The organism is Ginsengibacter hankyongi (assembly GCF_008710285.1).
In the GTDB taxonomy this organism is placed as follows: Bacteria; Bacteroidota; Bacteroidia; order Chitinophagales; family Chitinophagaceae; genus Ginsengibacter; species Ginsengibacter hankyongi.
This window is the reverse complement of record NZ_VYQF01000001.1, coordinates 1501876-1524798: the sequence shown is the minus strand read 5'-3', so window position 1 is coordinate 1524798 and position 22923 is coordinate 1501876. Positions and strand designations below refer to the sequence as shown.

Sequence of the window (22923 nt, the reverse complement as noted above, 5' to 3'; positions counted from 1 at the left end):
GCAATTTTGCCATTACCCACGTAATTTACTGTTCAAATAATTGAAAGCTAATTTATAACTTGGAACGATAAAAAAGATGCTATAACTTATTACCGTTGCCCAAATAATTCCGCTAACCCCAAAATTTAACGAAAAAAATATCTTCAATAAGACTGAACCGGTACCCGCTAACCCTACCATTATAAGTTGTTTAGAAAGTAAAGGTCCGCTGTTCAAGAAAGTTGACATTACTCCTCCATAATTTCCCAAAAGCACAAAAACATAAAAACCGACTAATAGCGACCACGAAGGGATATATTGAGCGCTAACCCAAATCGTTACTATTTGTTTGCCAAAAATTAATAAAGGAAGAGAAATGATGGCCGCACTGATAATACTTAGCATAAGCCCTTTTTTCACCGTATTTTTTGCCCATGCAATGTCGCCACTTTCCATGGCTTCTGCAAAAGCGGGCCATAAGGGTTGAATGATATATTGCGTAAACATAGAAAAAAAGAAGAGCTTTTTTACAATTTCATAACCCGCAACTGCCGAAGGCCCTAAGGTTTGTGTTATAACGATGTCATCCGAAGCATTTGCAAGTAACGTAAAGAGCCCCAATAAAAAAAAAACCAACCCTGATTTAATGAGAGCTTTGCCTGTTTTTAAGTTAAAAAAACGAAAGTTAGGTATAAGACTTTTTCGCTTTTTACTAAACAGGTGAATCCCGTTTAAAGTTGTTGCAATAATTGGTCCGCCCGAATAAGCGAGCACCAGCCAGGTAAGACTTCCTTTAAAGTAAATACAAATAAGGAGTCCCGCAAAGCTTACCAGGGAACCAAGGATTAGCCAAAGCTGAAATCTGTAACCCTCCTGGTAGCCATCCTGTATTCGTTGTATTATTCCTAAAGGGATATTTATCAATAATATCATAACCAAGGTAAACATAGTTGGTCCTGCCTCCCGTACTGCTAATGCAGACCTTACATTAAAAACATCTTTCCACGAAATAAAAGGGAAAATGGAAATAAAAATGAGAAAAAGCAAAAAGGATATACCCAATAAAATAAAAAATGTACTGGAAACTGCAACCTGTGCTTCATTAACATTATTGCGTCCATTCGCCTTCGATACAGCATTGAGAAGGCCGTTGCCTAAACCCAAATCTGCAAAACCCATAAGAGTAATAACAGAAGAAATTGCCATCCACAATCCGTAACGTTCAGAACCTAAATAATGAACGGTTAATGGTACCGTAATTAGATTAATAGCTGCAGAAAATATTTTCACCACCGCTGTACTCCCCCCGGTTAATAAAATACGTCTGTAGCGTTCATGTGATTTACCTTCTACGTTAGTTATATCGTGTGGTTTAAATTGAAAAATCGTTTTTAATTTCAACCAGTTCGTAACGATCAGGCCTATTATTCTACTCATTACGTGCGAAAATAATTAAATAAAGTGAAGTTGATTTGTTGTGCGACTAGCGCTACACACATTATTGAAATTATTAAAAATAACGTCCTGCTATTTAGGCTAAATAAAGTTAAATATCGTAGACAACATCGTTTAAAACACTGAAATATCTTTTTGTATGTTTGCTCCACAACAAAAATTATTTTGAAAATTTCCGAAGGTTTAAAAATTACAATCGTCACTGTTTGCAAAAACAGTGACGATTTTTTGGAGGAAACAATTAGTAGTGTTATCAAACAAACTTATCAAAACATTCAATATATTGTAATTGATGGTAATTCAACTGATGCCACTGTAAACATTATTAAACAATATTCATCCAATATTGATTACTGGGTTAGCGAAAGAGATAATGGGATGTATGATGCAATCAATAAAGGTTTAAAACTTGCCACCGGGGATTATATTCTAATACTTAATTCTGATGATGTATTGGCAAACAATGATACCATAAAAAATGCAGTAAACCTGATAGGCAATGACAGGCTTGATTATTATTACGGGAACCTCATTAAATTAAAAGACGGGAAAAACAAAAAAGTTAAATTGTTTCCTGTTACATTTAAGCAACTATTATTTTCAACCCATGGAACGTTTGTGCCACATCCCTGTTTTTTTATTTCCAGGGAATTTAATAAAGAACTGGCGGGTTATGACCTCACTTATCAATATGCCTCTGATTATGATTATATATTAAGAGCTTTATTTGCTGCAGGCAGAAAAGGAAAATATCTTAACATGTATATATCAAAGTTCAGGATACATGAAAACAGCATTACAGCAACGGGGAAAATAAACTTTGAAAGAAAAAATATATTACGGCAACATGGATATTACCAACATTCCTACCTTAGCCGCGTTTTCTTTTACTATACGTTATGGATATATTACAAACTGCTAAACGCAGGAAAAAGTTACCGAGGTACTTAAGTATGCATTACTGGAGTAATCTATTCTTAATGTGTTATATATTTACAATGCCCTTTGTTTCTGCATTTGCATTTACAGGTACTATTTCCTGGCCATTAATTTTTGCCGTGTTTTTATTCTTGATAATGGGGGCAAAAATTATTCAACGTGGAGCATTGCCACCTCACTTTCTGGGATTCGACCTGGTAATAATTTTCTTCTTCCTGTTCATTGTTGTTTTTTCATATTTTATAAACGGATGGGGTAATTCTAAATCTTTGAATCATACGGTAGCTTATGGCTCCACGTTTTTACTTTTTTATGTGGCAATAAAATTCACCTTTTTTAGTGCACCGAATAAAAATCTACTTCTAAAGCGAATTCTTCAATTTATAACTTACACTACTATTCTGAGTGCTTTGTATGGGAATGTCGAGTTTATTTCAAGTAATTTTTTTGGGTTAAATCTCAATGATTATATACCGAGACCCAGTGAAGTAGAAGCATGGTATGATGCAACTGTATTAGGATTGTTTTACAGAGCCAGGGGCTTTGCTCCAGAATCGGGACACTATACTTTTATGATGGAATTGTTTGCTCCACTTGTTATTTATTATTTATACTTCTCAGGGTTATGTAAATGGCATAAATTATTGAAAACGCTTTCAATAATTATTATTGTACTTAGTTTTATTTTTGCTGTGAGTACTGCATCATTTATAATCGTCCCTTTAGCATTTATATGCGCTGCTGTCTTTTACGCAAAGAAAATTTACTTGTATATAAAACGATTTTTAAGAAAATTTGTAATTACCACTTTCCTTATCTCTACAACAGTTATATTATTAAATTATTTTTTATCTTTTTATACCTTAATATTATTGAGTATAACAAGTAAGCTTGATTCGACCTCATTTGATGACAGGGAAGCAAAAATTGATTTTTTTTATTCAAATTTCTCCCGTTTTGGTCTCGTCAAAAAAATTTTCGGTGCCGGCCCGGCGGGATATAATATTTTAGGGTTTGATGAAACTAATAGTATCCTTTCGTTATATCATAATATAACTTTTGAAATGGGATTTTTGGGGATTTTTCTCATTTTATCACTCCTTTTTTATCTTATTATATGTGCTTTGAAAATAACGGATAAGATTGGCTTTTTTTTGCTTGCTTCTCTTCTTTCCGGAATTTTCCATTTTTACTTCATTGCAAATTTTTGGTACCCCTGGTTTTGGTTTATTGCTACGGTTGTTATTTTTTGCAGCAAACAAAATAAATTTATATTTAATAATTATAAAGTAGTCGATATTATTTAGTAACTTGATTAAAGTACATTATCACTTGCAATCCGATTTGCACTGCCCAGCAACCCCTGAAATTTTTGTTACCCGGCAGCCTAAACATTAGAATCCGACTTATGTACTAATTTCTTTTGCTGATAGATTTATAATGGCTTTCATTATAAAGTTTTGTTTTTGTAGTTTACTATTTATTAAGGCACATGTTATAATTTTTAATATTGTGTAGGCTAATGGTCGTTTTTAAAAGAATCTTACATATGGCAAATAATGCTGCCAATCATCATAGCAAAAAACATTTTTTTAATACCTTTCATTTCTTGTTATTGCTTTTTTCCATCTTGAGTTTAACAGCAAACGGCAGTTCACTCTTAAAGAAAAGCCTTTGGCCAAAAGAAAATTCCCCCGATAGTTCTCCGGCAATCTCAACAAAAAACACAATTTATATAAAAGATTTCGGCGCGGTTGCTGATGGAGTCACAAATAATACAGAAGCATTCCAAAAAGCATCTGCGTTTCTGGAGGCAAACGGAGGAACACTTATTATTGGCGCAGGAACTTATATTGTTGGGAAACAAAAACTATCAGGAAGTTACTCAGCAGGGGTGTCTTACACCGCAGAACCAATTCTTAGCTTATTAAATGCAAAAAAACCAGTTATAATTAAGGGATACAATGCCATATTAAAGGCTGCAAGCGGATTAAAATTTGGATCATTCAACCCCGTAACGGGCGAAAAAGACAGTATACGAAAAGAGGGCAACAGAAGCTCATACAATGCATCTGCATTCACCTTTATAAGTATAATAAACTGCTTATCAATTACCATAAAAGGCTTAACTCTTGATGGCAATGCAGGAAAATTAAATATCGGCCCTGCTTTTGGCCCTGAAGGCATTCAACTGTCTGCATTAGGTATTGGTCTTTACGGAAATAAAAATGTAAGCGTTGCTGATTGCTATATACATCATTGTGCGTTGGATGGAATAATTGTAGCATGGCCGGGTTTAAAAGTTAGTGATCCTGTTTATCCGCATACAATAACTAATGTAAAGTGCGAATATAATGGCAGGCAAGGTTTATCATGGGTTGGCGGCAATAATTTAACAGTAACTGATTGTGAATTTTCTTCAACAGGCAAAGCGTTAAATATGAGCTTACCCGTTATTAGTAAACCATCAGCAGGTATTGATATTGAAATTGAAAACTCCATTATTAGAAACGGGAGTTTTATTAATTGCTTTGTGTATAATAATGCAGGACCGGGTATTATTTCAATAGGGCATGATACCTACAATATAAATTTCAAAAGATGCACATTTATTGGCACAACTAACAGTGCAGCATACCCTAAGTCGAAGGGATTCAGTTTTGATAATTGCACATTTGTAGGAATGGTACAAAGAATTTATGGCTCCGCAGATAAAAGTAAAGCTTGTTTTTTTAAAGATTGCCTTTTTACAATGGATTCTAAAATGTCTCCTGATCGTAGAGTATTTGGCGATACATGGGAATTTTATGAAGGGCAAAATGTGATTTTTGACCATTGTACCTTTGATGCAGCAACTAAACACCTGCCTACTGTTAATACACCGGAGATTGTATTTTTAAATTGTACCTTCTCTCAAAACAGCAATGAGAATTTTAATGCTGCAGCAATTTTTAAAGGCACAACAAAATTTGTAATGAAAGGGAAAGGAACGCTTATTACCTCGCAATCTGATTTCACGGGTAAAATAATTTACAACAATCAGGTAGTCACCGACATTAGAAATGTAAGGCTTTGATGCTTGACTGCATTGAGTTACTCGCTTTCTGTCATTATTTCATTACTCATGATCGAAGCTTTTATGCACAAATATTGCATCAAATTGTTGCAGTTCTCCGGAATTAGAGTGGGTATAATTATATTGATTAAATAAACGGAAACCATTTTTTCTTAGCAATAAAAATATTTCGTCCGGATATCTTTGCCCAACGTATGTTGAAATAATTATTATTTCTAAATAAATAACTTTAATCTTATTCGCTTCAATAGTCTTACTTGCACCCTGGATGATTTCATACTCAGTTCCTTGCGTATCGATTTTTAAGATATGAATAACTTCAATGTTATGCTTTTCGACAAATTCATCAATTGTTATGGAATTTATTTTGACAGTTTCGACTGTTTCCAGTAAATTTTCGCCCCAATTTTTTGCACTATCCTTACTTGTCGGAAGTATTGAATTTGTTGCTGATGATTTGTTAACATGAAAATCGAGTTCACCGCTAACGTTTGAAAGTGCCACGTTAAATATTTTTACATTAGGAAAAGTTTTTACGTTGCGTTTTAATACTTCAAACGATGATAAAAAAGGTTCGAAAGAATAAATAGAGGGATTTTTGAACAGTTTATTATAAATTACTACGGTTTCACCGAAATGAGCGCCTGCATCAAAAACGGTTACATCAGCGGATCTCATTAAATATTTCTGGGTTTTGAAAGCGTTTTCCGAGTTGGAGTTTAATTCTGAAATTCGGTAGCCAAGGTGATAAAACACGGAATATAAAATTCTTTTCATCTAATTAATTTTATTAAAAATCGGGATTAAATTTTAAATATAGTTCTTTAGAACTCATTATTTTAACAGCTACAACAATTTAGAGAATCTTCGAAGCAACAACATTTTTCTCAGACGTTATTTTCTTTCAATCTTTATTCACGCTCACATAATGACTGATTTGGAAGTATCAGCTAATTATCCTTTTTTTGGCAATTACTAAAGTTATACCCCGTTGAAAATTCTTCATATTATTTACATGACCAGTGTATCGGGGGCGGAAAAACATTTGCTTGATTTGTTGCCTGCCGCTAAAAAACTGGGTATTAACTGTGAATTGATATGTATATGCCCAATAAAAAACAGAACTAGCTTATTGGAATATTGCAGTGAAATGGAGCGTAACGCTGTAAAGACCACTTTATTTACCGCCTCTTCAAAAATTTCCTATATCAATCTTGCAAGAAAAATTGCGGGATACATAAAATCAAATAATATTCAGGCAGTCCATTCACACCTGTTCAGTGCCGATCTTATAGTAGTTCTTGTGAAAAAACTCTATCTTAAAAATCTAATTACATTATCAACCAAACACGGATATGAAGAAGAATATTTAATACAATATGGGCTAGGTAATAAGAAAATCAGAAATAACTTTTATTATTATATTTCAAAATATGTGATAAATAATACAACTCATAACCTTGCAGTTTCACGCTCATTATCCAGGTTATATGTTCATTTAAGACTTGGTAAAAAGCAAATGCCTTATATCCATCATGGTATTAAATTGCAGCCTCCCGTCGAAAAAAGTGTTCGCATTGATGAAAATCCAAAAATATTAACGGTCGGAAGATTATCAGTAATTAAAGGTCATACGTACCTTATACAGGCGCTTCCAGAGATTATTAAGGCATTCCCTTCGATTAAAGTGATTTTGGTCGGGGATGGCCCATTGAAAACCGATTTGATAAACGAGGCTACTTCTTTACAGGTGATTGACCATATTAAATTTGCAGGTTTCGCAAAACCTGAAGATTACTCGCAGGAATGCCAGGTTATGATACTGCCGTCTCTTTTTGAATCCTTCGGGCTGGTTTACATTGAGTCCTTTGCTCTAAAAATTCCGGTTATAGCCTTCGATGCTGAAGCCGGTAACGAAATAATTGAAAATAATGAAACCGGTATTTTAGTTCCTAAAGGAGATGTATCTGCTTTGGCAGAAAAAATTATTTATTTGCTTTCGTCATCATCAGAACGGGAGCGGATATCCGCAAATGCCTATAATGAGTATGTTTCCTACTATAACGTAGCAAGAATGGCAAAAGAAACAGCTGATTGGTATCGGGAGATTATAGCAGTTTGACCATAATTTAAAACAATTTTTTATACCACACTGCTGGCTCTAAAGTATATGCATAAACAATAAAGTTACCTCGATTTATGAATTATTTGCTTTACGATCGCTTGATAATACTTTTTAAATTGATTTGACGTTGAATAATTTCTGTATAACAGAACTTTATCCAGAATCTATATCTTCAAAATTATTCACCATAGTTAATGAACTTCATTTCAAAAATATCCAGGTTCATTTTAAGCCGATTTCATTCTGTATTATATTTTTTAAGAATAGTCAGGTTAAAATTATTATACCCCGGAATTACCATTGATTTTAAAACCAGGATAGAAGGTAATTGCTCGATTGTCTGTATTAAAGGAGGGAGACTAATTATTTCAAATTCCAAAATATCTTTCGGTACAAACATAATTGCTGACACTGGCAGTATACTTCTGATAGACCAGTCATTCATCGGAAGAAATTGTGTTATAACCGCCAAGAAAAAGGTGATGATCAATAAAAACTGTCTCATTGCAGAAATGGTGGTTATCCGGGACCAGGACCATATAACAAAAATTTTAAATGGAAAACATAAACAAGAAGAGTTCGTAACAGCGCCTGTGGAAATAGCAGAAAATGTCTGGATAGGTGCCAAAGCGTCTATATTAAAGGGAATTCAGATAGGAGAATTTTCAGTTATTGCAGCATCAGCAGTCGTTACTAAGAGTGTGCCTTCCTTCCAGGTTTGGGCAGGTATTCCGGCAAAATTTATGAAACAGGTAACTACAACTGATTAATGATATTGAAAAAATCATATTATTTTCATTAATAAGTTCAATTTATGACGGACACTTTAGGTGTTAATTTGATTATACCTTAAATATTAACCTTTTTACAAATTTAAATAACAAAAGACACGCATTAAATATTACCTTTTCCAATCCTCACAATTATAAAAATAATACGCTTAAATTAAACTTAGTTAAACTATTTAAGTTACCATTTTTCGCATTTTATAAAAAGGAAAGCTACTATAAAATCGCTTTCCTAAAGACAAAATACCAATACAAAAACAGCGTTTAATTGGTCTTTAAGCGGCTCTTAATACCAGCCCGCTTCTCACCATCCCTTTATGGCTTTATAATCAATTATGCTTGACATATACATGTTATTTAAGGTTAAAGAATTACAGTTAACGCATAGTAAAATTCATACATGCGTTTTTATAAATGTTAATAGATAAGACTTATGGTAATTTAGTGGAGTTAAAATAAAGAGAAGTAAATACTCCACGAATTACTCCACTTAAATAGTGATTAAATGGAGTAAATATTAGTAAAATAAAGAAGTGTAAAAGTTTGAAACCCTTGATTTTACTGGATTTCATAAATTCACTTTACTGTAAATAATTAATTTCAGCGGAGACTAAGGGATTCGAACCTATTTGTTTTTTGTTTGTTCTGGTTTCTTTGAACCTTAGTGTAACACAGTAAACACGGACATTTATACAAATACAACCAAAATTAACCAAACCTGCATTAAAAAATAATTGCTACCAAATTTGCTACCTTCAACAATAGGTTATACATTTGATGAACGTTAAATGTCAAAGTATATGGGTACTATCCGTTTTGTACTTCGTACAGATAAGCCAGATAAAGAAGGCTTTTCACCAATTCAAATGGTTTATCAACTTGGGGGCGTCCGCAATCCCGTAAACGAGAAATACGAACATAAGAGGAAATATTTTACAACAGGCAAAAAGCTACATCCTGTTAATTGGGATAATGATTCACAACAGGCAATATCCAGGGAGAGGAGCTACATAAAAAAGGCAACAAAGGAGGGAAATATTTCCAACTTTAATTTTGATTTATTACCGTCTTCGAATGATATTAAAGATATAAATTCAGAGCTTGCGTCCTTTTGTAGGGATGTGGCTGATATTGAAAAGCGGTTTAAGTTGAACAGAGTTATTTATTCCGCCGAAATGGTCATTGAAGAATTAAAAGATAGTAGGCTTCCAACAACCAAAAAGAAGGCCCCCACTAACCAGGTATTTGATTTTATAGAAAAGTATATTGAGGACAACAAGTTAAGCCGTGAAGCGGGCAGCATGTCTGTTTATAAATCTTTAAAAAATCATTTGCAGAATTATCAAATCGAAAAAAAAAGAAGGGTTGCTTTTGATGAAATCGATCTTTCTTTTTTTATGGATTTTCAAAACTACCTTATAAAAAGCAAGAGCAAGAGAGCGCCAAACGGTCTTGGGAATGTAACAATCGCAAAGCAGCTTTCTACATTAAAAACATTCCTGAATTATGCCCGCATGCATGGGATTACAGTTTCAGACTCGTATAAGGATTTTAAAATAAAAAAAGAGAGTTTAGAAGTTATTGCATTGACTAACGAAGAGTTTGAAACCTTATACAATTTTGATCTTTCTAAAAATAAAAAGCTTGACCAGGTAAGGGACGTTTTTTGTTTTTCATGTGCAACTGGACTTCGTTATTCAGACCTTGCGCAATTAAAAAGAGAGCATATTAAAAAGGATGAAATCAGGTTGATTGTAACCAAAACAAAACAGCAATCCAGCATACCGTTAAATCCTTTCTCTCATTCTATACTGGAGAAGTATTCGAAAATGCTTCGCCCCTTGCCTGTTATTTCAAATCAAAAAATGAATGATTACTTAAAGGATCTTTGCAAACTTGCAGAAATAAATGAGCCTGTTCAAATTGTTCGTTTTCGTGGGGCTAAACGGGAAGAAAATTCATATCCTAAATATGAATTAATCAGTGTTCACACCGGGAGAAAAACCTTTTGTACTTTATCACTTGAAAAGGGGATGAGCGCAGAAGAAGTAATGAAGATAAGTGGTCATAAAGATTATGCCAGCTTCTCACGGTATGTAAAGATTACAGAGCAGCGTTCAAAAATTGTAATGCGCAATGCCTGGGGAGAGATTCGTAAGCCTAAATTAAAGGCTGTGTGATAAATCAGTAACCAACAAGGGGCAACAGTTGCGGACCGTACCCCTTGTATTAATAATCAATAAAAATCAATTATCATGAACACAAAAGTAAAAAAAGCAAATGTAAAAAAACAGGCATTTGATATGCCAATTAATGAACATCAAAAAGAAATGGACAAGATTGCAAACAAAATGGCTTTATTATTTGAAAAGAAAATTACCGCCAGCAAATTTGCAAAATGGGTAGTAATCGCAAAGGACAATTTGGATACCCGCGATGATCTGATGTGGGGGTTAGGACATGAAATTTTACCAGCATTGATTGAGGCAAAAACCCCCCAAGACAGAATTAAGTTTCTAAAGAAAGAATTACCTACCTCCTTTGAGTATTACGAATTTGCTAATAGGTCTTTATTTCAATTAGGCGAAAACTTTCTAAAAAGCTTCAAAGGCCTTTTTTTTGGCGCTTGGCAGATAGAGGAATTTATGAGTATATATTTACCTCTCTTGTCTATCTGTGAAATGCTTGAAGATTACGAGTTTCATAAAGATGAACTGGAAAAGGAAACAAAAAAAGCAGCATAAACAAAAAAAGCAGCATAAACACAAAAAGCCCCTTAACCGGGGCTTTTTTATTTCGATTATGCTTTGTCGTTAGTTTGCCTAAACAACTCCACAGCAAGTATTTTTTTCGTTCCTTTTCTATTTTAACAAAATATTAACGAACCTAACGAATGATGCCGAATGATACCGAACGATATATCGTTTTTGAGGTTTTTCGCTCCCTCTAAAGTGTCTTTTTTACCACTAAGATTCTATTATTTAGCACTTGATTACATTCTGGTTCGCTCATTTCCTATCAGGTAAAAAGTAAAATTTTATCACTATGTCTGACAATTATTTAACTCGAAAACAGGTAGCAAACAAACTACAGGTTGTGCCCAAAACTGTAAAGAATTGGACCGATAAAGGAATATTGAATTCTCATAAAATCGGTCGTGTGATTCGCTATAAAGAAAGCGAAGTTAATTCCGCTATATCAACTGGCACCGATTCACATAACGAAAGAAATACAAACAATGGATAACATTATTCTTTCACAGATACCTGTACAAGATTTGCTAGCCCTGGTTAAACAGGCAGTCCGTGAAGAAATTGTCACTAACTCAACTCATTCAAATGATACTAGCATTGATAAGCCAGTCACCCAGGCGGAGCTTTGTAAGTTTTTAGGAGTCACAGAACCAACAGCACTTAGCTTGAGAAAGAAAGGGAAGATTCCTTTTTTTCTGGTAGGCACACACGTTAGGTTTAATATCCCGGAGGTAATGAAGGCGCTCGAAGACACGAAGTATAAAAATAAAAAAAAGTGAAGTTCAAATCCAATTGTCTCTATGAAATGAAACCTTAACAAAATGATTACCAACTAATTTTTACATAATGAATAATCCGTGTAGCAAAAAAGGTAGCAATTGAGAACAAATCCAATATAAAAGCCTGTAGTTACGAGCTGACAGGCTTAAAAATGTATAACCGAAATGGAACCAAAGATACAAGAAACCGCTAATAAAAATGCCTGTGCGGTTCAACATGACGCAGGTACAGCCGATGCAAAATTATATTTTGGTAAAGACGTCTTAGATTCGAAAAGCTGTGTAACCATACCAATAGGTATTTTTCTTGATAATGTTCAAGGAGATACTTACCAAGAGTATGTTTTTAAGGTTAGGTCAATTAAAGATAAAGATGCACGGACAGACGCAAAAAAAACTGGTGTTCCCATCGTTTGTATTTCAGGATGTGGCAATAGTCGCACAAATGCTGGCATTACTGAACACTCTGGTTTTATCGGGATGGATGCGGATGACGTTCCCAATATTCAGGCGATAAAAAAGCAACTAAGGAATGACCCTTATGTTTATGCATGCTTTGTGTCAATTTCGAATACGGGCCTTTGTATAATATTTAAAATCGTTCCGGATAAACATCGGGAAGCTTTCGAGGGACTTCGTATCTATTTATATGAGAAATACAAATTAACAGTTGATGAGCGCTGCAAGGAAATTTCACGCGCCCGGTTCGTTTCTTACGATCCGTCTCTAATATTGAATGAAAAAAGCAAAGTATTTAAACTTTATCCAAAGCGCGAAACAGCGGCAGCCCGTAAAGAAAATTCACGGCCTGCAATTGGTGTCAAGAGTGATTTTGAAAACGTTATACTAAAAGAAATTGAGGAAAGGGGTATCGATCTTGTGCCTTCATACGGAATATGGCTAAACGTTGGATTTGCTATTGCTAATCAATTTAAAGAGGATGGGAGGGATTATTTCCATAGAATAAGTGCATTTGGTGATTATGATAAGGCGATGTGTGATAAGCAGTATGACGCTTGCTTATACTATGACAGGAAACGGGACATTAAAAACCATGCAATTACAATAAACTTCTTCTTTAATATTTGCAAGGCAGCCGGGATCACAACTGAATCCCCGGAAACTGCAATGATAAAAAAAGCTGCTTACACTCAAAAGCAGGCTGGATGTTCGTCCCAAACTATAATAAATAATCTTGAAAAGTTTGTTGGCTTTTCACCGGAACAGACTATTGATATTGTTACCCAGGTAATGGAGAAAGACTATGTTAATGAGGATACCTCAGACATGGAATGCATAAGAGAATTTTTGAAAGCAAATTACACACTGAGAATAAACGAAATTACTAACCGGTTAGAAAATGACAATAAAGAGCTTACTAATTATGAGATACACAGTATTGAACTTGCTATAAAGGAAAAATTTCCTAAAACTGATTATACCACTATCGGCAAAATACTCGATTCAAATTTCATTCATAAATACCATCCCATTTTTGAATTTTTTAAAAAGAATGTCGATTACAGGCCTACTGGAGCCATTGATGAATTATTCGCATGCATTAAGACCAATACAGGCGACGGGATTTGTGAAGATGCTGTAGGGGAAGAGTACGCACGTTATTTTGGAAAAAAATGGATGGTTGGTATGGTTGCATGCTTATACGAAAATGTTTCCCCTCTAATGCTTATTCTTTGCGGGATGGATCAGGGCACTGGCAAAACTTTTTTCTTTGAAAATTTTCTCCCAAAGGAATTAAGCAAATATTGCACAATTAAAAATCTTTCTTCCCTAACAAGTGACACATTTAAGCGGGACATGGATATCGCGATTTCCCGTTATTGGCTTATTTATGATGATGAGATGTCCGGTAAATCGAAACGTGACCAAGGAGCTATAAAAGCATTGCTTTCTACCGGGGGAACTAATGTGAGGGCCGCTTATGCTAAGGCTGAGGAAAGCCGTAAGCGTATAGCAACTTTTGGGGGCACAACTAATGACCTGCAAATATTAGGAGATCACACAGGCAATAGAAGGTTCATTCCAATTGAGGTTTTGAGTATCGACTTCGAACGAAAAGATAGAATAAACCCCGTTGACTATATTATGGAAGCATATCACTTATACCATGACGGATTCCAGTATAACGTACTGGGAAGTGATATGAAACTTTTAAATAGTTGCACTGCTAAGTTTACTCAGATTCAGACAGAGTTTGAAATGGTTATCCAACTTTACAAAAAGCCCTTAAATGAGTATGATACTAACGGAGTTTATAGGACTGCCACTGATATTAGAAACAGGATTGAACTTTTCTCAAAAGAGAAAATAAACCCTAATAAACTTTCGGCAGCGTTAAGAGCTATTGATATTGAAGGGAAGCAAAGAAAAATCGAAGGGGTTTTTGCATCATGGTATTTTGTTGTTGAAAAGCGTGTGATTATTAATAGGCCTGAGTTTGAATGTATTTCTGGTGCGGATGATTTACCATTTTAAAGGGGCCGGTATTAGCAGTATTAACGTTTGTATAGGAGAGTATAGAATTAAAAAATTAATAATAGCCTATAAGAATAATTATATAATCCTAATGCTACTATACAAACGTTAATACCGCTAATACTCTGACTTTAATAACCCAAATACAATGATAAAAATTTCAGAATTATCGTTAATCACAGACGCGAAAACGTTTTTCGAAACTGATAAAATATTATCAATGGATGTTTTTTGTATTGACAGTTTGCCAGCTGTACAGAAATTAATATTGGAAGCCAAAGACGCATCGTTTAAATACCGCGGAAATCTTTATATGCCGTTAATCTTTAAAGGGAGTCCGGAAAACTGGTTTCTCAATTTAAAGCAGGGATTTCCGGCTAAAGTTGCGGGGCAAGAGATGACTATTTTTTTTGATGGTAATCTCAATTCATTATTACGGCAAAAGAAGGTATATGATTTAACCAGGCATTACAAAAAAGGTGAGGTAAAAATAGCCAAGGAAATTGACTTCTTTATTGAAAGGTACATCACACCTTATGAAGCAAAGGGATACAGTTTTCATAACTTATCCATTCCTCAGATTGGCTCTAACAAAATAACTTCAATTACCTGCAAATAGCAGGCAAAATCAGGAAAATTATGGCACAATTTAAAAAGGGAGAAAGCGGAAACATTACAGGCAAGCCGCCAGGATTAAAAAGTAAAAAGACACTAATACTTGAAACATTCGCGCAAACAATTGTTGAAGGCGGCATGAAAAAGTTTAAAGCAGAACTGAATAAATTGGAAGGCAAAGAATTTATTACGGCTTACATGACCTTATTTGAATACGTAAAGCCAAAATTGCAACGTACAGAATTAACCGGGCTGGATGGGCCTGTGAGAATTGAAGTAAAGGTTAAGCAGTCGACATGAGGGACTATGAAATCTTATGGCCTGAATGGAATGAATTAATTAATGAAAGGTTTGTTCCTCTAGTTGATAATACAGACAGGTATTTAATTTTGTGGGGCGGCCGTGGTTCGTCTAAATCCGATTTTGCAGCAAAGAAATTAATCTATAGATGCCTTACTGAAAAGTATTTTAGATACATACTGGTTCGCAATGAGTACATATCGATTAAGGACAGCCAGTTTCAGACATTAAAAGATATTGTTTTTGATCTAGGGCTAGATCCTTTGTTTCAGTTCAAAGTAAGTCCGCTCGAGATCGTTTGCATTAATGGAAATAAATTCCTTGCCAGGGGCTGTGATGATACCACACGGCTCAAATCAATTAAGGATCCCACCGGGGCATGGTATGAAGAAGATATTATTTCAGAAAAGGATTTTATAACGATCACGACTTCGATTAGAACAAGTAAAGCAAATTACTTGCAAGAAATATTTTCAATCAATCCTGAAGTGGAAGGGGACTACACGCAAAATTGGTTTTGGAAGAAGTTTTTTGAAGATAAACTAGAAACAAGTTTTACCGATATAACGCGGGTAGAAATAGACCAGAACAAAACTATTGAAATGCGATATACTTCGCATCATAGTACGCATAAGGATAACCGTTATATACCTGATGAATTTATTGCTTTTCTTCAGGAACTTAAAAAAACAAATCCATACTATTACACCATTTATTGCCTGGGGCGTTGGGGTAATAAGATCACAGGCGGCCAATTTTATAAACTTTTTTCTATTGGGAAAAACGTAAGTGAAACAAAGTATAATCCATCATTGCCTTTATGGCTGTCATTTGATTTTAATGTGCTTCCCGGCGTGTCTTGTGGTATCTTCCAGATAGAGAGCAGGAAAATGAAAATGATAGACGAAATTCAACTGCCAAGCCCAAACAATACGACTTCAAATGTTTGCCGGGAAGTCATAAGAAAGTATCAAAATCATTCAGCTGGAATGTTGATCACTGGAGACCCAGCAGGTGTGCACGAAGATACACGAAGCGAAAAGGGTTTTAATGATTATACAATCATTCAACAGGAGTTAAAGCAGTTTCTTCCGTCTATGCGTTACGGTAAGTTAGCGCCGCCGGTTGTAATGAGGGGGAATTTTATAAACACAATTTTCGAAACTGGATATGAGGGGATTGAAATAATAATAGGCAACAGGTGTAGCAAAATGATTAATGATCTTTTGTATGGTTTAGAAGCAAGCGACGGGACTAAGTTAAAACAGAAAGTTAAAGACGCTGACACGGGCGCAACGTTCGAGAAACACCATCATTTTACAGACCTTTTAGATTATGCAGTTACTTCCATCTTCCCGGGAGAATTTGATAAATACCGAAGAGGTGGACGGCCAATGTTAATTACTTACGGAAAAAATATTTCTAACCATAATAGTGCATACAAATGAAAAAATTTAATGGGTATATCCATTCAATGCTAATGGAAAAAATAAAATTAATGGCTAATGAATATCTTGCAAGTATTGATACTGATTGGGCCTTGTTCGTATTGGTAGCCGCTGCAAAAAGAAAAGCGGCGAACCTTAATTATAAAGATGGTCCTGAAACTTTGAAAGATGCTTACCTGCTAAGACTTGACGCTTCGCTTGAAGCTGATATCAATAACCTTTCAGACTGGTATGATTTTGAAAATAGTTTCGTTGTTGAAAAGGGCGATGCCAACGAATGTTTAAAAAAGCACTTAATAAAAAATTGGGGGACTCATTTAAGGGATATTGTAAACGGCTGTCTTGTTTATGATAGAATGTTTCAGATCAGAAATGAACATCCAGCCTGGCTAGCTGCAAAGGAATTAATTCACGAATCTGAAACGGAAATAGACATCCTGATAAAGAAAGGGTTTTTAAAAATCAGCATGTATTCTTCTTACTATGCGACACTTAAAAAGTAAGGTTCAAATCGCTGTTGCTCCAAAAATATTTTTTTAAAAATCAATGAGTATAGGCATTGATGCAGGCTATATTTAATAAGGTAGCAAATTTGGTAGCAATTTTAATCTCCATTAGACTTGTTTAATATGAGTTGATCCTTTATTTTTTGAAATTCCTGGACGGCTTGCTCTATTACGGGATTGCCTGAATGGATAATTAAGCTGAGGTATTCAGTATCTTCAATAACTTGCCCATTAGGGCCAATTTCAAAACTTATTACCGTTTCATCATATTTTAAATAAGAATTTTCGATACTCGAGTTTGCAAACCATTCGTCAAACCTTTTGTTTCGGAGTTTTTTCTTATTATCACCATTGTCGCAATGGAAAATCAATACACAGTCATTCACATCAGAAAAAAACTCAGTAACTATATTGATAATTGTGTTCTTTATTTTGGAGTCCATGGCCTCTTTCTTATCTTCATTGTCACCTACTTTTGTAAAACCAAAAAAAAATCCTTTTTCAAAAAGGATTGTGCCCGACTTTACAATATCTAAGTAGTCTTTTAATGGATAAAAATACGCCCTGTAAACAGTATCAGTTTTTGTTTGAAACCAAGCAACTGTAATATCTTCTTCAGTATCGAATGAATGGGAATAAAAGTCTTTTACGACCGGTAACATTATTTCTCTCTGTGGGTGAAATCCACCTTAAACGAGGAAAGCTTTCCAGCTTGGGCAAAGTGCTTCTGAATTTGAGCTTTCTTATCTTTGAGAGATTTAATTAGCTCAATTGCCTTTTTATTCGAAGGTGATATAATTATTTTATTTTTCATTTTTTATATATAAACCAAGTGATTTTAAAAATAAAGTTAATATTCTTAAAAGTCAATTCCAATAGTAGTAACGTAGTGGTAAACTCGGTGAGCACAGGAGTATGGATAAAACTAAGCTATGACAAGGATATTAGGAAGCTGTTCAATCGAATTGCAATTTAAAAACTAGTCAAAGTTACGAAAAATTTCAGTAAAATTACTACGATGTTTTCTTATTGCCTTTCTTCATGTAAATATGAATCAAAAATACCTATCCAACAAATTTTTCCACTTTTATTAGATTAATGCAAACAATAACCGTTAAAAAAGGATGCTTCAACTAACTGCGGTTGGGACTAAAATTAGTTTTGCAAAATGGATTGAAGTAATTTGTCCCCTGTGGTTTAATCAATCTATTTAGTGTTAAATTAAATTATTTTTATATTGCCATTCATTTGGCATTTAACGTACGGGCCGTGTTTTTACATGGCCCTTTTTTTTCCAAAAATTTGTAACTTATAATTCCTTCTTGCGCTTCAAATAGCTCTATCCTTGTGCTGTAATTAGCAATTAAGCTAATTGAGTTATCACACAAAAATTTACAACATGAACGCTTCAGTTAAATCAATAGAAGATAAAAACAATGAGTACAAAAAAATCATTGAAAAAAACGACGGCAAATCTTTTCACGATATACTTGCTGCCCGCGAAAGTGAGGATCCCGGGGTCAATGACCGTGAATACAGGAACGCTTTAATCATCGGTAAACATGACACGAATGCTTTTATGTCGAAAGTGACTAACCACACGCACCCTGACCACGCTAACGCGTTAAGTGTTTTTAAAGATCGATACGGTAATAATCGAGCGAAAGCTGAAGCCGACTTTAACGACAAGGCTGTAAAGATGATGGGAGCTACCCGGAATTATAAACAGAATACAGCTTACGAAAATAAAGTGCTTTCCTCGTTCAAAATAAGCACTGCTGATGAGCAGGGGTTGTACAATAAGTTCAAAGAGTATATGCGTAATAAATGGAAAGCTATTGGCTACGCCGATGACGTGGATTACATAAATAATTTCTTAGACGTTCATCCAATGTTGCAACTGAAGAATAAAAACATTGAATTGCCTGTACCCGAACATCGTTAAAAAACTGTTTTTATGAGTAACAAAAATAAGCGCCGCCAAATCAGAGCAACTTTGCCGCTTGGGTTTTTAAAGATGTTCGATAATATCTGTGAGAATGAAGGGAAAAAAGAGAGTGAGCTTGCACGCGAAGCAATAGTAAAATATTTGCAAACATACTCTTCTAACAAAGTAATTCAGGAAGAGAAAGAAATGCAAACAGCATAAAGATTTTATTTTAAGTGCCTAGAACGAGGGGCCGCTGAGGAATTCGGGGTTGAAGCCTTACCAGCACCGCCGAAAACTGGCCCCATTTTTTAATGAATACATGGAAAACGACGGATACGATATAATAATTAATCGCCGGTTAATAACCGATCTTCTCATCGATATTTATGCAAACCAAATTGCATTACAGCAAACCATTAGTAATACACTTTGTAAAACAGATGAAGAGAAAAAACGGTTTGCCGAATCTGTTCTTTATGTAACGAACGTAGCAAAAGATGAAATAGTAAAGAACCTGTATGAAGATCATGGGGAAAGCATTGATATAAACGATTTACTTAAATAATGTACATGCCAGACCTAAACAACATACCGCAACCAATTTTTATAAAGAGTGCCCCTATTGCTGAAATTGTAAGAGCCTTCAATATTGCAGGCATGCCAACTATGCCACCAGAGCAAAACCAGTTTCAAGGTAAGATACAGGCATTCACACCGGATAAGCCGCTTTATATGTCTCCCCTGGGTACGCCTGTTATGCAGGATATCACTTTTGGATCTGTTCTTTATACGGATCAAAATACAGGTAGGCAAAGAACCACAAAGCCGCTAACCCTCATAAATATTCTTTTCAGTTGTTCTATGACAAAGAATATAGTTAGAACATCTATCCCCGGCCGTAATGGTACGATAAAAGAATTTGTTGGACTTGATGATTGGCAAATAAAAATTAATGGCCTTATCGTTGGCGGCAACGGGCACCATCCAGCCGACGAAATAATCGCGTTAAAAAATCAACTGATTGCAAACGTGCCCATTCCTGTCATTTGCGCTTATTTGAATAACCTGGACATTAATAATATTGTTATAAAGGATATCACTTTCGAACAGGAAGCGGGCGGCTATTCTTCCCAGCCGTTTACTATAAATGCATTAAGTGATCATGATGTGTTGTTGCAGGTTTTGTGAACTTTCCAACGTTTTGAGCCAAAAAAATTGTACAAAAAATTTATGCAATTTTTTTTTTTAAAATATTTCTTGGTATCGGTATTGTGTTTACATTTGTAAGTATAAAGTAGTCCCGGTGGGATTCAAACCCACATTAAAACATTAGACAGATGTCGGCTCTATTCAATTGAGCTACGGGACTAACTTAAAACTTTGGCCGTGGATGTTACCGCATCTACGGCTTTTTTTATTATATCAAAAATAGTTAAATAGTTTTCTTCATTTGGCTAAATTTTATAGTATTTGCTCACATGTGTTAGTGAACAAATTCAAAATTAAAGTACAACAACCTATTTAAAGAATTGTTAAGTCTTAATATTTTATATAATAGTAATAACCTCTTCCCTCAATACGGCTAACCAAAGGTACTTTCCGGTTTTTACGCTATCGGGGACAGGTTTATTAAGCCTTTATAAAACAGGCCTGAAACATAATTTTTACATTGTACTGTGTGTATTATTTTCACCTGACAGGTAAACTAAAGGTAAAATCTGGCTACAAAAATTATCAACAAACGGCCTAAACTGATAAGGCTTTCATGCGTTATTAACAAAATTTGCATCGTGTGCAAAACAAAAGTTTTGCGTAATGTGAGAGACTGAGCTATTTTTGCTCTGTTAGTTTAAACAATCACTCTTTCAAAGAACTCTAATTCTAGAAACCTTCTTGTAAAACTCACCCTGGCCGGTGAGTTTTGCTATTTTGTAAAATTATTTTTTCACACTCACAAAACACAGTCAATCTTTTGAACAGTCTGTGGAAAAGAAGTGTGTATAATTATGTAAGCTATATGCACATTGAGTTTAAAATTTTTTTGCACATTTTAAATAAAATTTTTTCGAAAAGAAAAAGTGCATATTTATGCGGCTTTGAGAAGTTAATGAGTACGGACTTATACTATTTGACGTGCAATAGCTCAATCAACGCAATATTTTTGCTTTTTTGCTACCTTTTTTGCTACCCCTATTGCTTATAAATAATAAAACCCTTACTGAATAAGGGTTTTTGAATTTAGTAGGCGGAGACTAAGGGATTCGAACCCTTGATACAGTTTCCCGTATACACACTTTCCAGGCGTGCTCCTTCAACCACTCGGACAAGTCTCCATTATTATAAATTCTTAAAAAAGGAGTGCAAATGTACATCATCATTCCAACACTTTTTCCATTTGCATACTGCGTGAACCTTTAATGAGTATTTGGGCATTTTCAAGATGTTGATTATGCAGCCAACCTTTAACTTCTAAGGCATTATCGTATTTAATATATTTATGATTGAGGTTATTAAAATTTTTTCCTACAAGAACTACATCTTCCCATTTATATTTATCAATAAGTGAAATTAATGCTGCATGCTCTTTTTCGCTGTCTGCGCCCAGTTCCATCATAGCACCAAGCAGCAGAATTTTTTTATCTCCTTTCATAGATGCGAAGTTTTCGATGGCTGCCTTCATGCTGCCCGGATTTGCATTGTACGCATCTAAAATAATGGTATTACTTTTTTGTTGTATTAATTGAGAACGGCTGTTGGAAGGTGTATAACTTTCAATAGCATCTTTTATATTTTTATCATCTACTTTAAAATATCTGCCAATACAAACAGCAGCTAGTACATTTGAAAAATTATATGCTCCTGTAAGTCTTGTTTTTATATTGAAGGAGTCAGGACCTAAAATTTGTATTTCTGGAAAAGGATCTGTTTTGATGATTTTACCTTGCAGGTTCTTTCCTGAAGCGCCATAAAATATTTTATTATTTAAGTTTTTACATAGCGCAGCAATAGCGTCGTCATCTGAATTTACAAATGCTGTTCCGTTAGTATTGCGGAGATAGGCGAAAAGTTCTCCCTTGCCTTTTTTCACATTTTCTACGCCCCCAAATCCTTCTAAATGTGCTTTCCCGATATTAGTTATTAAACCATGTGTAGGCATTGCGTATTCGCAATAGCCTGCTATTTCATTTAAATGATTGGCGCCCATTTCAATTACAGCCATTTCCGCATCGGGCTTAACCTTTAAAATCGTGAGAGGAACGCCAATATGGTTATTCAAGTTTCCTTCTGTTGTATAAGTCTTGTACGTTGTTGAGAGTACTGCATGTACCAGCTCTTTAGTTGTTGTTTTTCCATTACTACCGGTAATAGCAATAAATGGAACGCCGCTTTCTTTTCCCGGAATAGCATTGAATTGCTGGCGATGGAATTGTGCCAGCTGTTGTAACGTTTCAAGTGCATTATTTGTATAAATAATACGCTCATGGTTAAACGAAGTTATTTCATCTGCAAATACATAAGCCGCACCTTTTTCAAGAGCTTGTTCTGCAAAAAGATTTCCATTAAAATTGGGGCCTTTTAAAGCAAAGAATAAATCGTTCGTTTTTAATTTCCTTGTATCTGTTTGAACAGAAGGATATCGCTGGTATATTTTATAAATTTCTTCAATTTGCATGTTTCAAATTTAAAGACTGCTGTTTTTATTATTAAAAATAAAAAACCTCTCATTTTTCAAT

Annotated in this window: 23 protein-coding genes and 2 tRNA genes; 18 read left to right on the top strand and 7 right to left on the bottom strand. The window is 34.6% G+C overall.

Annotated elements, in window-relative coordinates:
• Positions 1 to 12 precede the first annotated feature (12 nt).
• On the bottom strand, positions 13 to 1416 hold the full coding sequence (locus tag FW778_RS06315; protein ID WP_150413751.1) for a lipopolysaccharide biosynthesis protein: 1404 nt from the start codon (positions 1414 to 1416) through the stop codon (positions 13 to 15).
• 183 nt (positions 1417 to 1599) lie between these two features.
• On the opposite strand from FW778_RS06315, the gene FW778_RS06310 reads away from it, so the two are divergent.
• The 3 genes from FW778_RS06310 to FW778_RS06300 all read left to right on the top strand — a co-directional run bounded on the left by FW778_RS06310 (position 1600) and on the right by FW778_RS06300 (position 5449).
• Positions 1600 to 2385, top strand: a complete 786-nt coding sequence (locus FW778_RS06310) for a glycosyltransferase family 2 protein (RefSeq protein WP_202552090.1) — start codon at positions 1600 to 1602, stop codon at positions 2383 to 2385.
• 47 nt (positions 2386 to 2432) lie between these two features.
• On the top strand, positions 2433 to 3680 hold the full coding sequence (locus FW778_RS06305; protein ID WP_150413749.1) for a hypothetical protein: 1248 nt from the start codon (positions 2433 to 2435) through the stop codon (positions 3678 to 3680).
• A gap of 242 nt (positions 3681 to 3922) precedes the next feature.
• Positions 3923 to 5449: a right-handed parallel beta-helix repeat-containing protein gene (locus tag FW778_RS06300; protein ID WP_202552089.1), complete on the top strand. Its 1527-nt coding sequence runs from the start codon at positions 3923 to 3925 to the stop codon at positions 5447 to 5449.
• Positions 5450 to 5491: 42 nt separating this feature from the next.
• On the opposite strand, the gene FW778_RS06295 is transcribed toward FW778_RS06300, so the two are convergent.
• A complete protein-coding gene (locus tag FW778_RS06295; protein ID WP_150413747.1) occupies positions 5492 to 6226 on the bottom strand; it encodes an FkbM family methyltransferase in 735 nt (244 codons plus the stop codon).
• Positions 6227 to 6464: 238 nt separating this feature from the next.
• Between FW778_RS06295 and FW778_RS06290 the strand changes: the two genes are divergently transcribed.
• From FW778_RS06290 to FW778_RS06240, 11 genes are all read left to right on the top strand, one after another.
• A complete protein-coding gene (locus FW778_RS06290) occupies positions 6465 to 7571 on the top strand; it encodes a glycosyltransferase family 4 protein (RefSeq protein WP_150413746.1) in 1107 nt (368 codons plus the stop codon).
• A gap of 485 nt (positions 7572 to 8056) precedes the next feature.
• The gene (locus tag FW778_RS23035) at positions 8057 to 8344 is read left to right on the top strand and encodes an acyltransferase (protein WP_202552088.1); all 288 of its coding nucleotides are present in this window, start codon (positions 8057 to 8059) and stop codon (positions 8342 to 8344) included.
• Between the two features lie 818 nt (positions 8345 to 9162).
• Positions 9163 to 10542, top strand: a complete 1380-nt coding sequence (locus FW778_RS06280; protein WP_150413744.1) for a tyrosine-type recombinase/integrase — start codon at positions 9163 to 9165, stop codon at positions 10540 to 10542.
• A gap of 75 nt (positions 10543 to 10617) precedes the next feature.
• Positions 10618 to 11106: a hypothetical protein gene (locus tag FW778_RS06275; RefSeq protein ID WP_150413743.1), complete on the top strand. Its 489-nt coding sequence runs from the start codon at positions 10618 to 10620 to the stop codon at positions 11104 to 11106.
• Between the two features lie 301 nt (positions 11107 to 11407).
• Positions 11408 to 11608: a helix-turn-helix domain-containing protein gene (locus FW778_RS06270; RefSeq protein WP_150413742.1), complete on the top strand. Its 201-nt coding sequence runs from the start codon at positions 11408 to 11410 to the stop codon at positions 11606 to 11608.
• Positions 11601 to 11894 carry an excisionase family DNA-binding protein gene (locus FW778_RS06265; RefSeq protein ID WP_150413741.1) on the top strand — a complete coding sequence of 98 codons (294 nt, stop codon included), beginning with the start codon at positions 11601 to 11603 and terminating at the stop codon, positions 11892 to 11894. The genes FW778_RS06270 and FW778_RS06265 overlap by 8 nt, the downstream gene beginning before the upstream one ends.
• Before the next feature lie 165 nt (positions 11895 to 12059).
• Entirely contained in the window at positions 12060 to 14390 is a 2331-nt protein-coding gene (locus FW778_RS06260) for a VapE domain-containing protein (RefSeq protein ID WP_150413740.1), read from the top strand.
• 148 nt (positions 14391 to 14538) lie between these two features.
• Positions 14539 to 15009 (top strand): hypothetical protein, encoded by a 471-nt coding sequence (locus FW778_RS06255; RefSeq protein WP_150413739.1) that lies wholly within the window; start codon positions 14539 to 14541, stop codon positions 15007 to 15009.
• 20 nt (positions 15010 to 15029) lie between these two features.
• Complete coding sequence (locus FW778_RS06250; protein WP_150413738.1) at positions 15030 to 15305, top strand: DUF5681 domain-containing protein; 276 nt, start codon at positions 15030 to 15032, stop codon at positions 15303 to 15305.
• Complete coding sequence (locus FW778_RS06245; RefSeq protein ID WP_150413737.1) at positions 15302 to 16753, top strand: PBSX family phage terminase large subunit; 1452 nt, start codon at positions 15302 to 15304, stop codon at positions 16751 to 16753. The genes FW778_RS06250 and FW778_RS06245 overlap by 4 nt, the downstream gene beginning before the upstream one ends.
• Positions 16750 to 17256 (top strand): hypothetical protein, encoded by a 507-nt coding sequence (locus FW778_RS06240; RefSeq protein ID WP_150413736.1) that lies wholly within the window; start codon positions 16750 to 16752, stop codon positions 17254 to 17256. The genes FW778_RS06245 and FW778_RS06240 overlap by 4 nt, the downstream gene beginning before the upstream one ends.
• Before the next feature lie 101 nt (positions 17257 to 17357).
• Here the strand turns inward: FW778_RS06240 and FW778_RS06235 are convergent, their stop codons facing one another.
• Positions 17358 to 17921: a DUF6169 family protein gene (locus FW778_RS06235; RefSeq protein ID WP_150413735.1), complete on the bottom strand. Its 564-nt coding sequence runs from the start codon at positions 17919 to 17921 to the stop codon at positions 17358 to 17360.
• Positions 17921 to 18073 (bottom strand): hypothetical protein, encoded by a 153-nt coding sequence (locus FW778_RS23030; protein WP_202552087.1) that lies wholly within the window; start codon positions 18071 to 18073, stop codon positions 17921 to 17923. Before FW778_RS23030 ends, FW778_RS06235 begins: the two co-directional genes overlap by 1 nt.
• A 585-nt stretch (positions 18074 to 18658) precedes the next feature.
• On the opposite strand from FW778_RS23030, the gene FW778_RS06230 reads away from it, so the two are divergent.
• From FW778_RS06230 to FW778_RS06215, 4 genes are all read left to right on the top strand, one after another.
• On the top strand, positions 18659 to 19204 hold the full coding sequence (locus FW778_RS06230; RefSeq protein WP_150413734.1) for a hypothetical protein: 546 nt from the start codon (positions 18659 to 18661) through the stop codon (positions 19202 to 19204).
• 12 nt (positions 19205 to 19216) lie between these two features.
• Positions 19217 to 19408, top strand: coding sequence for a hypothetical protein (locus FW778_RS06225; protein WP_150413733.1), 192 nt, complete (start codon positions 19217 to 19219; stop codon positions 19406 to 19408).
• Positions 19409 to 19508: 100 nt separating this feature from the next.
• A complete protein-coding gene (locus tag FW778_RS06220) occupies positions 19509 to 19754 on the top strand; it encodes a hypothetical protein (protein ID WP_150413732.1) in 246 nt (81 codons plus the stop codon).
• Between the two features lie 5 nt (positions 19755 to 19759).
• Positions 19760 to 20377 carry a DUF6046 domain-containing protein gene (locus FW778_RS06215; protein WP_150413731.1) on the top strand — a complete coding sequence of 206 codons (618 nt, stop codon included), beginning with the start codon at positions 19760 to 19762 and terminating at the stop codon, positions 20375 to 20377.
• Positions 20378 to 20484: 107 nt separating this feature from the next.
• Here the strand turns inward: FW778_RS06215 and FW778_RS06210 are convergent.
• From FW778_RS06210 to FW778_RS06200, 3 genes are all read right to left on the bottom strand, one after another.
• A tRNA-Asp gene (locus FW778_RS06210) sits at positions 20485 to 20558 on the bottom strand.
• Between the two features lie 877 nt (positions 20559 to 21435).
• Positions 21436 to 21522 (bottom strand) — tRNA-Ser (locus FW778_RS06205).
• Positions 21523 to 21563: 41 nt separating this feature from the next.
• Complete coding sequence (locus tag FW778_RS06200) at positions 21564 to 22862, bottom strand: UDP-N-acetylmuramoyl-tripeptide--D-alanyl-D-alanine ligase (RefSeq protein ID WP_150413730.1); 1299 nt, start codon at positions 22860 to 22862, stop codon at positions 21564 to 21566.
• Positions 22863 to 22923 lie beyond the last annotated feature (61 nt).